Below are 13,468 nucleotides of genomic sequence, written 5' to 3'. Positions count from 1 at the left end.
CAGGTCGTATGTAATGAGCAGGAAACGGGGGGAGAGAAACGAATATAACGAATACAACGTTTGAATTTTCCATTTGAGGTTGGTTAGCGTCATGTACCTATTCGAATCGGAGAAACAGAGCTTTATTTCGGTTGGCAAGAGGATACGGCGTTGGATCAGCCGATCGTGTGGACGAGTATCTGGATGCGATCTATAAGTTTTTTACGAAAAAAGATCTGTATCCGCTCACGTTACTGGAGCCTGTTGGCAAGCACATATTGGAATCCGTGATGCAAAAATAAATATCCCCGTTTGAAGTCGTGCTTTGCTTATTCCTATATATTAAAGGAGGGATTCGGCATGCTTGATGATCTAGAAATAGTCATAAAAGAGAGGATACAAGAGAGGTACGATATTCTGGCAGAACTTTATTCCATATGGTTTACAACAAGTGAGTCTGCCGTTGTCCCTAAAAGCGCATTTTACCAAACAGAACATATAGAAAAACATAGGGCGATAACTTATTTATTAGATCGAAAATATATTGTAGCTGACTCGGTAGAAAATGATGTTGAAATGGTGGCAATTACAATAACCCCCGATGGCATTGATTTTTACGAACAGGGATACCTGAGCGGAAAAGCTAAAGGTTTTCAGGTTGTTTCTGATGTAAAAAACATGGAGCAATAAAGCATAGAATGGTTGCTTCAAAATCGATTTCACAAGTCAGTTTACTAATAAGGAGCCGTAAGAATGGGGTTATTCAAAGCGTTTAAAGAATGGTCTGACCAAAATGATGGCCAGATTGAAATATTTACTTCTGCGGGGAAAATGACAGCTATAAACAGGTTGAAACCTGGAGCAACGCAGGAGAAGATTGAGGATGTTTCGAATTTCTTTTCTGTCTCATTACCTCCTGACTACATAGGCTTTCTACAAATATGTAACGGGGCCTCATTGTTCGAGCATCCTGAATATGGTGGAGAGGTTGTGTTGTACTCTGCACAAGATGTCATGCATTATAACGAACCGACAGATCGTAAGATTGCCGTGGCAAACATTGTTGGTGATCGAATCTTGATTGATCTGGATCGGTGGCACTCAGGCGAGGTAGAATACTTATTACTATGTGAAAGTATGAATTCCGTAGAGTTTTCAGGTCACTTCAATACTAATTTCGAAACATGGCTGGAGCGATTTATTATCTCTCAGGGAGAGAAGTTTTGGTATTGGAAAACAGATCGGCATACCTTCTAAACAGGGTTCTGTAAACATACTGGAATCCGTGATGCAGAATTGATGATACAAAAAATCACCACCTCCATTGCTTCCCACGATTTCATTCATCGGGTTATGCAATGGAGGTGGTTTTTGTTTTTTCCCTCAAGTCATACCTGCTTCTCGTAGAAAATGATGAACAATTTCCGTCTGGTACTTGATCCGTACAGCGCGTTTCAGGCTCCAGCACGTTTCCACGGTGACAGACTTCGCATGTAGCAACCTTGAAGCCGCTGTCCGAGCGGAGCCGGGCAACTCATGCCGCTTCAGATTAAAATGATGCTTGCCCACCGGTATAGAGCGGTTCATGCGCTCAATCACCCTGCGGCAGATCGGCACGCTGGAGCTACCGGGATTGGTGATCAGCGTTTGTCCAAGCACGCGTGGAGTGAGCTGTGACAGACCATTTGCCTCATGCAGATCGAGCCACCAGTCAGGCTGATGCTCGCGTGCAAGCTTGAACACGGCGGCTGCCAGTGGATGCTTCGATTTTCCTGACTTGCGGCGAGGAAAGGTGCGGTTCAGGTCAGGTTTGCCTCTGATTTTTTTCGCATAAGCCTGCTGGTTGACTCTCGGCACAATAATCAAGGTTCCGCGATGAATCACACGCCGCCCCGAGGCAAAATCATCGGCAAGCTTCTGTGCAGCAGCCATGCTCGCGGTTTCATTGCCATGAACTCCGGATGTAATCATCATGACGGGTCCGGGATTCGTTCCGCGCACGATGTAATAAGGCGTAGCATAGGGACTGGGTGCAGCAAGAACATGTCTGGTCACAAGCAAGACCCTCACCTCCGTTACTACAGTACGTCATGTCCCTCTCTCCTGTAACGGCGTTTGAACAGCCCTATAACCCGTTTCACTATAAGATAGGCCAACCTTAGATTAATTAATATACTTTGTGTATAACATCCTCGAAGTCGGGTTCCTTCATCTCAATATCGTCAATCTCTCCCCACTGCTCCAGCTCTTTCAAAATATCCATCGTACGCCATTCCTTCCGGTTCACCAGTGCCGTCAGCACCTGATTGTCCATACTTGTAACCTGAATGGCGGAAGGTAATGCATCTGGCAGTTGAACCCTTCCGCGGAAGGTGACACGGATCAATGTAGGCAAACCAATCGTATCTCGAAGAGAGGCGATGGTTCCGTCATAGGTCAGTTGCCCGTGGTTAATAACCATGACGCGATTGCATAGCTGTTCGATATCATCCATGTCGTGGGTAGTGAGCAGAATGGTTTTGCCAAACTCTTCATTTAATGTGCGCAGGAACTGGCGAATATTTCGCTTCGCATTCACGTCCAGTCCGATGGTGGGTTCATCGAGAAAGAGCAGCTCTGGATCATGCAGCATGGATGCCGCCAGATCGGCCCGCATGCGCTGTCCAAGAGAGAGCTTGCGAACCGGAGTGGCCCAGAATGATTCGAGGTCCAGCAGTTCGGCGAACTGGGACAACCGTTTCCTTTTGACATCCGAACTCACGCCGTACATCTCTGCCAAAATGTCATAGGAATCCTTCACGGGTAAGTCCCACCAGAGCTGACTTCGCTGTCCAAACACAACGCCGAGCTTGCGCACTGTCTTGCGCCTTTCCTCATGTGGATTCATCCCGCCAAGCATCACCTCACCCGCAGTCGGGTGAAGAATGCCTGTCAGCATTTTGATCGTAGTGGATTTACCAGCCCCGTTGGGGCCGATGTAGCCAACAAACTCTCCTTGCCTGACATCAAAACTGATATCACGTACCGCTTCTTTGGTTACATACTGGCGTGAAAACAAGGTACGTACGCCTGAGAAGCGGCCTTCCCGCACGACAGGAGTTTTGAATTGTTTTTGCAGGTTGCGTGCTGTAATCATATTCATGTGTATTACGCCTCCTCCGTTAATTCATATAAATTGAAAAAATGATTTTACACAGACACTCCGATGACAGAATAACCTTCCAATCGCTGTTATCCCCAGATTTTTTGAATTCTTTTAATAAAGGTTAAAATCCGGTGATAAGCGAAGGCTCCCGAAGTAGCTTTCTTTCAGAAAGCTTTCAGGCGAGCGCTTCGCTTTTCCAGGTTTTTTCTGTCCTCTCCGTTAATGTGTAAATATATCGTTCAACGTATATAACTTCTCTAACTACCCGTACTTTGATATTTAGTCATGCCGAACGCCCAGAAACGTAAGCTGGCAACTAAACATATCACCGCTACCGCAGCAATGACGGCCAACACCCAAGCGCCGCCTTCGCCGCGAAGCAAGTAGAGGGATGGAATGTAGTTTACAAATCCGACGGGAATGGCGGTTAGCAGAATACTGGACATCCATTTGGGATAGAGGGTGAGCGGATATTGAGCCGCGGTACGGGCCGCATCCTCTGTGATGACTTGCAACTCTTCAATACGTGTCGTCCAGAAACCAAGTGTGGCTGTAGCGAGTCCGATGGAAAAAAGAATGATAGCTCCAGTCACAATGACAAACAGGGAGAGCGGAACAACCGTCCAGCCGATCTGCCCGCTGTGCATCATGCCCGCAAGCGACCAGCATAGAATGAATCCACCTTGCAGTACTTCACCGATCATGATGCGGAAGTTCTGCGGCATCAGCGCGAGCAGGACAGGCATCGGTCGTGTCAGCAGTTGATCCAGCTCACCGCCCACCAAATATTTTTCCAAATGGTGCACTTCGTTGCCGAATGTGCGATATAGCGTTTTGGATAATGTCATAATCGCAAAAAGATAACCGATCTCATGTAGCGACCAGCCCTTGATCGCACCGAATTTGTGCAGTACTAACGCGACCATCAGAAATTCGGAGATTTGAATCAGAGCGGCCAAGATGGCTCCCAGCACGAAGTTAAACTTGTACTGCATGCGGCTGCGGATGCTGGTTTGAATGAGTATTTTATATAAGTGGAACCACGAGATAGGTTTCATCCCCCTTGCACCTCCACTTTACGACGTAACACTTTAGTGACGGCAAGGCAGAGCAGGGTCATGAAAACACACCAAAGCAAGGTTCCCCATAGGAAGGAGCCGTCTTCAAAACCAAGGTAAATTCGGGTAGGTACATAGAGTAAAAAGGGATAGGGCGACAGCCAGGCCAGTTGTTCCAGCCAGTTCGGCAACCATTCCAGCGGGATGAAGAAACCAGCCATCAGGTTCATCAAGGCATGATTGGCCCAGTGTAGCCAGGATGATTCCGTAGTCCACATGGATGTGACACCGATAATATAGTTCATGCAGATGGACAAGTATGCTGCGCCAGCAAGTGCAAGTGCGGCATAGCCCAGAGTCCAGGCCTCTGAAGGCCATTTTAGGGAAAAAACGATGGAGTAGAGAAGGTAGATGGGAAGGCTTTTGTACACGAACTGGTAGGCGATCTGCCCCCATTCCCGTGCCATCAGGTGAGTAAACAGATGTACCGGACGCATGAGATCCAGTGCGATCTGCCCTGTCCTGACACTGAGCGGAATACCGAGTCCGTTCGTCAGGAAACCTGAAATCCAGAGTGATGATTGCGTAAATGCAATGTAACTGATCATCCCCTGCACCCCATATTCTCCGAGCTGGTGGTCGGCCCCGATGCCGATCCAGAGACAAGCATACATGTAACCAAACATGGCGCTTGCCAGGTTATGTACCATGTGTGCCCCGCGATATTGCAGGTTTCGGGCGTAGGCTTTGGAAGCCAACGTAAAATAAAGCATATGACACCTCCGATAAGTGGATTGAACGGCGGACCCGTTCACTTCAGTCAAGGCGAAAAAGAGAGAAGGACAACAGCATACCAATATATTCCTTCACAGGCAAGACATTTTTTTAGCGAATACTGGAACATGAGGGATTGTTCATGAATGCGCCACAAGACAGGCAGGGGAGAATTCCTTTATAATGAAGAGGTAAGACCGCAAGCGTTTACAATTGTGTTTATTCAAATTTAAAATAACGGCCGGGCATGTGCCTGACGACGGGTAGATGATTACCAGCACGAACAATCCGGCAAGAGAGAAGGATGTCATGAAGAAAATTGCATGGGTCACCGATAGCACCAGTACACTGGATTCCGCTTTTGCGGAGCAAAATCATATCTACATTGTGCCGCTGCGCATTGTATTTGGCGAGGAATGTTACCGGGAAACCGAAGAAATCTCGTCCGATACCTTTTATGAGAAATTGGCAACTTCATCGCGCGCGAGCAGTTCACAACCGCCGATTGGTGAGTTTATCGAACTGTATGAATCCATTAAGGATCAGTATGATGAGATTATAACGATTCATTGCTCCACGGCACTTAGCGGAACGCTCCACACCTCGATGCAGGCAGCGGAGATGGCAGGCGTGACGGTTACCGCAATTGATTCAAGGGCAGGCGCTTATCCTCTTCGCGAGATGATTATGCAAGGTCTGGAATGGCAGAAGCAGGGATGTTCCGCTGCCGAGATTAAACATCATATCGAACAGATGATTGATAACATGTCTTTTTATCTGATTCCTGCGAGTCTTCAAAATCTTCATCGCAGCGGTCGTGTAACAGGAACACAACTGATTATCAGCCAACTGCTCAAGATACACTTGTTGCTTCGGTTCGAAGAGGGCAAAGTGGTAGTGAATGAGAAGATTCGTACGTTCAAACGTACAAAAGAGCGCATGCTCGAGATGCTGAAAAAAGACATGGAGAAGGTGAAACATGTGTGCATTATGCATGCAAACAATCACGACGAAGCCCATAGCATCAAACAGCAGATCGCAGAGTTGCTTCCACGTTTGAGAACAGAAATCATGCCATTTATTCCAGTGGTGAGCATTCATGCCGGGGCCGGTACAATTGGATTGTGCTGGATTCGGGGAGAACATGCATAGCTGCAAGATAACTGTTGATCCACATCGCATCGTTTAGTGAACGAACACAATCATAAATAACGTCATTAATAAACCTGATGGAGCACACTTCAACCCGAAGTGCCTGCTTGGTCAGGTTTTTTTGATCTGTCATTGCCAATTTCATCAAACTGTGAGGTAATAAAGAAAACGGTCTTATAGAATAGCTTCATAGAAAATGTTTTATGCCGGAGGGGAGTTTATGTCAAGTCATCGCTTGTTGCTTGTGGAAGACGATCGTTCGATTAGTGAGATGGTTGGTCCCTATTTGGAAAAAGAGGGCTTTGACCTTACATATGCCTATGACGGTCTGGAGGCAGAACGGCTGTTCAACGAGGCGAAGCCTGGTTTTGACCTGATTATTCTTGATCTCATGCTTCCGCATCGCAGCGGGATGGAAGTCCTGCAAACGATTCGCGCGAGAAGTCTGGTGCCCGTACTCATTCTATCTGCCAAAGATGGGGACGTAGACAAAGCGCTGGGTCTTGGCTTCGGGGCTGACGATTACTTGAGCAAACCGTTCTCGCTGATTGAGCTGACAGCTCGCATCAAAGCGGCCATCCGCCGTGCCAATTACACTGCTCAGCCTGCGGAAGAAGAAGCCCACGACCACAGAATAATTCTCGGCGGACTTGTGGTGGACATGGAAACGTATGAGGTAGAGCGCGAGGGAGAGCCGATCAAATTAACGTCCAAGGAGTTTGGCATTTTAAAATTATTGGTCACCCATCCCGGTAAAGTGTTCACCAAGGCTCAGATTTACGCGTCCGTCTGGAATGATCACTATTATGGCGATGAAAATATTATCAACGTACATATGCGCCGCTTGCGAGAAAAGCTGGAAGTTGATCCTTCTGCTCCACGTTACATTAAAACGTTATGGGGCATTGGATATAAGCTGGAGGCGGAGCCGGTATGATGATGTTGCTTGCGGTATCAACGATCCTGCTTGCGTGTGCTGTTATTGTGCTTGGACTACGCCTTCATATACGAAGTAAGCATCTAACGTATATTCACAATAAAGTGTCGGGTATTCTCGAACAGGGCACGTTTGAACGTCTGCTTGTATTTGATAGTGATGCACAGGTAAGCCGGCTGTTGAACGACATGAACCGGTTGCTTGAACACGCCCATCTGGCTAAGGCTGACTATGCCAACCAGGAGAAGGAGATACGTCATATGCTCTCCAACATTTCGCATGATTTGAAGACCCCGCTTACGGTTGTACTCGGGTACAGTGAAACGTTGCTGCACAGTTCATCTCTGACCGATGCGGAGCGGAGGGTAATGACGGAGAAAATACAGGATAAAGCACAGGAAGTGCTGCGCCTGATGCATTCTTTTTTTGATCTCGCCAAGCTTGAATCGGGAGACCGTCAGCTGGAGCTTAGCCGGGTGAATATCAGTGAGTTGTGCCGGGTAAAAATGTTATCGTTTTACGAATTGCTTGCAAAGCTCGGGTTACAAGTGGAACTGAGCATTCCAGAGCAGGATGTGTTCGTTCGCGCCAACGAAGAGGCACTGGATCGCGTGCTGGGCAACCTGATTACCAATGCGATGAAATACGGAGCGGACGGCCAGGAGCTCGGAATAGCTATACTGAACACAGAAGGAGAGCCCGTTACTGTGCAAGTATGGGACCGAGGAAAAGGTATCCCGGAACATGAACACAGTCGTGTCTTTGAACGAATGTACACGTTGGAAGATTCCCGTAATCGGATGTATCAGGGCAGCGGTCTCGGCCTAACCATCACGAAGCGACTCGTTGAACGGATGGGTGGACGTATTGATGTTCATAGCGTGCCACATCAGCGGACGGTGTTTTCTTTTACGTTGGAGGAATGCAGGACGTGAACGGTCGAACTATATGAGTTGAACTATTGTTTTACATGTCATCGGAGTGGACTGTGTAAAATCTTTAGTTCAACTGATATAGCACAGGTTCCAACTTAAGGTTTTTGTAAGATTTGATTAATAAAAAAGCAGACTTTTTTCTTTACAATACAGTTATAAGCACCCCAGGAGGGGGACGTAAAGGAGAATGACCAGATGAGTTATATTGCACGGACCATAAATCTTACCAAGGTGTACGAAGGAACAGAGGTCGTATCCGGTGTTAACATGAATATTAAGCAAGGCGAAATCTATGGGTTTTTAGGGCCGAACGGAGCAGGGAAAACAACATTAATGAAGATGTTAACCAACCTTGTTAAACCTACTGCGGGTGAGATCGAACTCTTTGGCGAAAAGCTCAACCCGGACTCTTACGAGTTATTGAAACGAATGGGCAGTATCATCGAGTATCCCTTTTTCTATGACAAACTGTCTGCATGGGAAAATCTTGATCTGCACTGTGAGTATATGGGATTCACGAGCAAACAGATGATTGGAAAACATATGGAAATGGTCGGTTTGAAGGATGCGGGCAGGAAACCTGTGAAGGACTTTTCTCTCGGTATGAAGCAACGTCTTGGTCTGGCTCGTGCGCTGATTACAACACCCGAGTTGTTAATTCTGGATGAACCGATCAATGGACTTGACCCGGTGGGCATTAAAGAGATGCGTGATCTCTTCAAACGATTGAGCACAGAATATCGCATCACGATGCTGATCTCCAGTCACATTCTGGGCGAAGTGGAGCAGGTTGCGGACACGATTGGCATCATTCGCGAGGGAAGGCTTGTCGAAGAAGTATCCATGGAGAGTATCCGTGGCAGTCACACCGATTATATTGAAGTACAGGCTGCAGATCCTAAGAAAGCTGCATACGTCGTAGAACATTTGTTGCATCTGAGCAATTATAAGTTGTTCGATGAGCAGACGTTACGTGTCTATGACCCAGATATAACGGCTTCCGATCTTAACAGCAAATTGGTTCAGCACGGGGTTGAGGTGGAGTCGATCTCTAAACGTTCGCATTCCTTGGAAGAGCACTTCATGGGTCTGATGAAAGGGGCTGATGACGTTGCTTAAACTCATTCGTCTGGAATGGCGCAAGCATCGCTTTGCCCGGAATTTTGTGGGTGCAGGCATCGCCATTGTCAGCATTCTTCTATTTATGATTATGATTGGTGTTACAGATTTCGGGGCTGAAGATTATGCCTTTGCCGATTACCAGGGTGCCTTTATGCTAATTGATACATTTTCCAGAGCAGTGTTTATTATATTTGCTGGTTCCTTGATATCCAAATTGATCATTAGCGAGTATAGGGACAAAACGATGAATGTGATGTTTACCTATCCGATCAAGCGGCATAAAATTATCGCTGCGAAGTTAATATTAGTTTTTATTTTTACGTTTACGATGATCATGTTTACGGACATTCTAATGGGTGTGCTCCTGCTGGCGGCCAATCAGTACTATGGTTTTATTACCGAGCCTGTAGAATCTGTTGCTTTGGGGCAGATCGTACTGAAATATACGATAAGTTCGCTCTCTGCTGCCGCCATGTCTCTGATTCCTCTATTCTTCGGTATGCGAAAGCACTCGGTGACGGCTACAATGGTTGCTTCGATTTTCCTTGTTCTCATCGTGTGCGGGGGGGTCAGCAGTTCCAATGGACCTACAATGTCGGTCAATAACATCATCGTAATTCCGTTGACCTTGGGTGCAATTGGCTTATGGATCGCTACACGTTCCATGACAAGGTTGGAAACCAAAGATCTGAATTAAGATATGATCTCTTTTGTGTTGAAAAAGCATGGCTGCATACAGCCTCACATGCCATTGACATCCGCTCGTACAAGGGATAGGATAGTGTCAACTGAAACACGAAGGAGAATAGAACGACCATGACGATTCCAAAAACATTAACTATCGCTGGCTCGGATACGAGCGGTGGCGCAGGCATTCAAGCCGATTTGAAAACATTCCAGGAGCTGGGCGTATACGGCATGACCGTATTAACAACGGTTGTTTCCATGGAACCTGAGACATGGGATCACCAGGTCTTTCCTGTAGAATTAAATGTAGTCGAGGCTCAGCTTCGCACCGTCCTGGATGGGATTGGTTTTGACGCGATGAAAACGGGCATGCTCGGTTCAGTGGATATCATTGAGCTTGTTGCCAAACATATTCGCCGTAGCGGTCTGCCGCAAATCGTTATTGACCCAGTTATGGTGTGCAAAGGTACGGATGAGGTGCTGCAGCCAGAAAACACCGAAGCGATGATCGAATTTTTGCTCCCGGGTGCGGATCTTGTAACACCTAATCTCTTCGAAGCCTCCCAACTGGCGAAGAGCGGTCCGATTCGTTCCAAAGAGCAGATGGAAGCTGCGGCAGCGACCATTCACGCGCATGGTGCCAAACATGTTCTGATTAAAGATCGCGGTGTAATTAACCCGGGTAAAGCCATGGACTTGCTCTATGACGGAACCAATTATGATTGGTTCGAAGCTGATGTTGTAGGTTCCGGTTATACCCATGGTGCAGGTTGCACAACATCTGCAGCCGTTACTGCCGGGCTCGCTCGCGGACTTTCCGTGAAAGAGGCTGTACGTGAAGGGAAAGCTTTTGTAACCAAAGCGATTGCTGGCGGGTTCCCGTTGAACCGCTTCGTTGGACCTACACTGCATGTGGCACATCGTTTGGAGCACCAACGTTAATCAGCGTTTGGAATGCACTTGTCCAGAACAGGACGGGCCGCATCAGAGCGCATAATTTGAATAAAGCATATCCCAAATTTCATCTCAGGAGCGGTCAACGAACAGTGTAATACTAGTTGGCTGCTTCTTTTTTGCGTATTTTTGATAAAAAATAGTAACTTTTGGTATATATTAATCGTATATATGGTGGAGTCGATTACTCGGTATAACTGGATTGATCTGGATGAATCAGGACACACGAACGACACATTGAGCAGGTATGTTATCTATAGAAATAAAGAAGGAGAGTCGGTCATGATCAGAACCGTGCTTCTGGTAGAAGACGAAAGCCGCATTCGTGAGATTGTGGCCGATTATTTTATAAAAGAACAATGGAATGTTATTGAAGCGGAAGATGGAGTCCAAGCGCTGGAACAGCTGGCTTTGCATCAGGTAGACCTGGTCATTCTGGATGTACTGATGCCTGAAATGGACGGATGGACATTATGTGGTCATATTCGCTCTACTTCTGCCGTACCTATTATCATGCTAACCGCAAGGTCGGAAGACGATGACAAAATCCATGGATTTCAGTTAGGTGTAGACGATTATGTTACCAAGCCGTTCAGTCCCCGGGTTCTGGTTGCACGGGCTGAGACGCTGATGAAACGAGTGGAAGGTGCGATGGGGCGGGAGCAGGGGGTTATTCGTTTTGGCGATGTTATTCTCGATCCATGGGGTAGACGTTTGGAGAGAAATGGGATTGAAGTTGAGCTTGCACCGAAGGAATATGATCTGCTACTCTATCTGGCTCGGAATGCTGGCATTGTCTTATCCCGTGAAGCCATATTAAATCGGGTGTGGGGATTTGATTTTGAAGGGGATTCTCGTGTGGTAGATACGCATATCAAAAAGCTTCGCAGTAAACTGGGCGATGAAGCAAAGTGCATTCGTACTGTGATTGGTACGGGGTACCGTTTTGAGGCAGAAGAATGAGAAGAAATGGTGTAACGATGAAGCTGTTTCTGGTCATGGCCGGATTTGTGGTCCTGCTGTATGGGACAACGGTGCTTGCCCAACTGATCTGGTTCCCCGATTTTTACCAGCATCAGAAGATTAGCAGTATGAAAAAGAAGCTGTCCAAGTTTGAACAGCAATTCTCTGCCAGTCACTGGAGTGATATGCAACTCGCAAAGGAAATGGGCAGATTCATGCGGCAAAATCAGTCTCATCTCATTATTTTAACGAACACAGGCAAGCTGGTGGATGATCCCTTTCATATCACGCTTCTTCAGGAAGATGGCAAACGTGTGAAGGTATCTCTGTCGTTGTTCATTAATGGTGAAAACGCAGGCTGGATCAGGTCACATCTCAAATTTGGACAAAAACTGACCGTAAAGGGATCTTCCAGCGATCAGGGTAAAGCTGAGCCTACGGTATATCCCTTCAAAATTCAAGATGCAGCTTCTGCTGCATGGGGCACAGAAACTTTTCAAGAATCGTTGCTACCTGTGCAGGAATGGACGGGAGTTCTGACGGAGGTTGTGTTACCGGATCTTGCTACCTGGAGTCAGAGACAAGGCCTGCTCGTGCAGGCTCTGGACAGTCGGTTCCCGTTGTCGTCAGAAGATCAGCAAAAGCTGTCTAATGGCAAAATGATTAATGAAGAATGGAAGGAAAGCTGGAGCGGAGTGCGTAACGTCGTTACCATTGCTCCTGTGCAACGTGTCGGCGCGGAACAACAGTTGATTTTCTCGCTCACCTCCCTGCAGGAGGTTCGGGAAGCGAATGAGGCTACTCGTTTATTCTATGCATACTTCGGTATGGGCGCGTTTGTGCTGATTCTGTTGCTCGCCCTGTTATTGTCCAAAATCATAACGAAGCCGCTGCTCGCTTTGAATCATGTGGCGAAAAAGATGTCCACGCTGGATTTCACGGTGAGATCATCGATCCGGCGCAAGGACGAGATTGGTAGCCTTTCTGATAGTCTGAATGCTCTATCAGGCACATTGGGTCAGACGCTGGAAGAGCTTAAACAGGCGAATGAACAGATGCGTACCGATATGGAATTGAAACAGCAGATTGAACAGCGTCAGCGTAAGTTTTTTGCCGATGCTTCTCATGAACTCAAAACACCGATCAGTATTATCAAAGGATATTCTGAAGGGCTGAAAGACGGTGTGAGTGAAAACAAACGGGAGCGCTACATTGAAGTCATTGTAGATGAAGCCATTAAGATGGAAACGATGGTTGAAGAAATGCTGGATCTGGTCCGACTGGAATCTGCTGCGATTCAACTGAATACCGGAGCGATTGCTTTGGCTGACATGATTGAAGATATTGCTGGGCGCCTCGGGCCTCAGCTGAAAGATAAAGGGCTCGAAGTGGTGCTTATATCCACGACGGAGCAGACGGTCGAAGGGGATCGAAGCAAGCTAGAGCAAGTATTTTACAATATTATGATGAATGCTATACGTCACGCGGTTCCGCAAACCGATATAATCATTGAGATTAACAGGCATGAAGGTTGTGTTCACGTCACGATTGAGAATAAAGGTGAACACATTGCGGAAGAGGAACGGCAATATATATGGGAGAGGTTCTACCGTGTAGAGCGCTCGCGCAATCGCAAAATGGGAGGGACCGGGCTAGGCCTGGCCATTTCAAAACAGATTCTCGATCTGCACGGATGTGGTTATGGAGTGGAGAATACACCGGATGGCGTACGTTTTTATATTACATTTCCTAAAGCCTAGTA

At 47.0% G+C, this 13,468-nt stretch carries 15 protein-coding genes; 11 read left to right on the top strand and 4 right to left on the bottom strand.

Annotation, left to right across the window (positions count from 1 at the left end; genetic code table 11):
- The first annotated feature begins 131 nt into the window (after window positions 1-131).
- The 3 genes from ACT89M_RS24330 to ACT89M_RS24320 all read left to right on the top strand — a co-directional run bounded on the left by ACT89M_RS24330 (window position 132) and on the right by ACT89M_RS24320 (window position 1,236).
- Complete coding sequence (locus ACT89M_RS24330) at window positions 132-281, top strand: hypothetical protein (RefSeq protein ID WP_186809842.1); 150 nt, start codon at window positions 132-134, stop codon at window positions 279-281.
- A gap of 58 nt (window positions 282-339) precedes the next feature.
- Window positions 340-669, top strand: a complete 330-nt coding sequence (locus ACT89M_RS24325) for a hypothetical protein (protein ID WP_154891815.1) — start codon at window positions 340-342, stop codon at window positions 667-669.
- Window positions 670-732: 63 nt separating this feature from the next.
- Window positions 733-1,236 (top strand): SMI1/KNR4 family protein, encoded by a 504-nt coding sequence (locus tag ACT89M_RS24320; RefSeq protein ID WP_154891760.1) that lies wholly within the window; start codon window positions 733-735, stop codon window positions 1,234-1,236.
- Between the two features lie 126 nt (window positions 1,237-1,362).
- Here the strand turns inward: ACT89M_RS24320 and ACT89M_RS24315 are convergent, their stop codons facing one another.
- From ACT89M_RS24315 to ACT89M_RS24300, 4 genes are all read right to left on the bottom strand, one after another.
- Complete coding sequence (locus tag ACT89M_RS24315; protein ID WP_154891759.1) at window positions 1,363-2,040, bottom strand: M14 family metallopeptidase; 678 nt, start codon at window positions 2,038-2,040, stop codon at window positions 1,363-1,365.
- A gap of 106 nt (window positions 2,041-2,146) precedes the next feature.
- Window positions 2,147-3,115: an ABC transporter ATP-binding protein gene (locus tag ACT89M_RS24310; protein ID WP_154891775.1), complete on the bottom strand. Its 969-nt coding sequence runs from the start codon at window positions 3,113-3,115 to the stop codon at window positions 2,147-2,149.
- 266 nt (window positions 3,116-3,381) lie between these two features.
- The gene (locus tag ACT89M_RS24305) at window positions 3,382-4,182 is read right to left on the bottom strand and encodes an ABC transporter permease (protein WP_154891758.1); all 801 of its coding nucleotides are present in this window, start codon (window positions 4,180-4,182) and stop codon (window positions 3,382-3,384) included.
- Complete coding sequence (locus tag ACT89M_RS24300; RefSeq protein WP_090924301.1) at window positions 4,179-4,955, bottom strand: ABC transporter permease; 777 nt, start codon at window positions 4,953-4,955, stop codon at window positions 4,179-4,181. The genes ACT89M_RS24305 and ACT89M_RS24300 overlap by 4 nt, the downstream gene beginning before the upstream one ends.
- Before the next feature lie 268 nt (window positions 4,956-5,223).
- Here ACT89M_RS24300 and ACT89M_RS24295 point away from each other — a divergent pair, with 268 nt between their 5' ends.
- From ACT89M_RS24295 to ACT89M_RS24260, 8 genes are all read left to right on the top strand, one after another.
- On the top strand, window positions 5,224-6,108 hold the full coding sequence (locus ACT89M_RS24295; protein WP_308723205.1) for a DegV family protein: 885 nt from the start codon (window positions 5,224-5,226) through the stop codon (window positions 6,106-6,108).
- Between the two features lie 220 nt (window positions 6,109-6,328).
- The gene (locus tag ACT89M_RS24290; RefSeq protein WP_154891757.1) at window positions 6,329-7,045 is read left to right on the top strand and encodes a response regulator transcription factor; all 717 of its coding nucleotides are present in this window, start codon (window positions 6,329-6,331) and stop codon (window positions 7,043-7,045) included.
- Window positions 7,042-7,980 (top strand): sensor histidine kinase, encoded by a 939-nt coding sequence (locus ACT89M_RS24285; RefSeq protein ID WP_308723206.1) that lies wholly within the window; start codon window positions 7,042-7,044, stop codon window positions 7,978-7,980. Before ACT89M_RS24290 ends, ACT89M_RS24285 begins: the two co-directional genes overlap by 4 nt.
- Window positions 7,981-8,175: 195 nt before the next feature.
- On the top strand, window positions 8,176-9,099 hold the full coding sequence (locus ACT89M_RS24280; protein WP_154891756.1) for an ABC transporter ATP-binding protein: 924 nt from the start codon (window positions 8,176-8,178) through the stop codon (window positions 9,097-9,099).
- Window positions 9,092-9,799: an ABC transporter permease gene (locus ACT89M_RS24275; RefSeq protein ID WP_186809837.1), complete on the top strand. Its 708-nt coding sequence runs from the start codon at window positions 9,092-9,094 to the stop codon at window positions 9,797-9,799. Before ACT89M_RS24280 ends, ACT89M_RS24275 begins: the two co-directional genes overlap by 8 nt.
- 119 nt (window positions 9,800-9,918) lie before the next feature.
- The gene (thiD, locus tag ACT89M_RS24270; protein ID WP_090924296.1) at window positions 9,919-10,731 is read left to right on the top strand and encodes a bifunctional hydroxymethylpyrimidine kinase/phosphomethylpyrimidine kinase; all 813 of its coding nucleotides are present in this window, start codon (window positions 9,919-9,921) and stop codon (window positions 10,729-10,731) included.
- Window positions 10,732-11,025: 294 nt separating this feature from the next.
- Window positions 11,026-11,706 (top strand): response regulator transcription factor, encoded by a 681-nt coding sequence (locus ACT89M_RS24265; RefSeq protein ID WP_090924295.1) that lies wholly within the window; start codon window positions 11,026-11,028, stop codon window positions 11,704-11,706.
- Complete coding sequence (locus ACT89M_RS24260) at window positions 11,703-13,466, top strand: sensor histidine kinase (protein ID WP_154891754.1); 1,764 nt, start codon at window positions 11,703-11,705, stop codon at window positions 13,464-13,466. Before ACT89M_RS24265 ends, ACT89M_RS24260 begins: the two co-directional genes overlap by 4 nt.
- The last annotated feature ends 2 nt before the right edge of the window (window positions 13,467-13,468 follow it).

The sequence above is a fragment of the Paenibacillus sp. NN59 genome (assembly GCF_057597225.1).
This window is presented reverse-complemented; position numbering and strand designations above follow the sequence as displayed.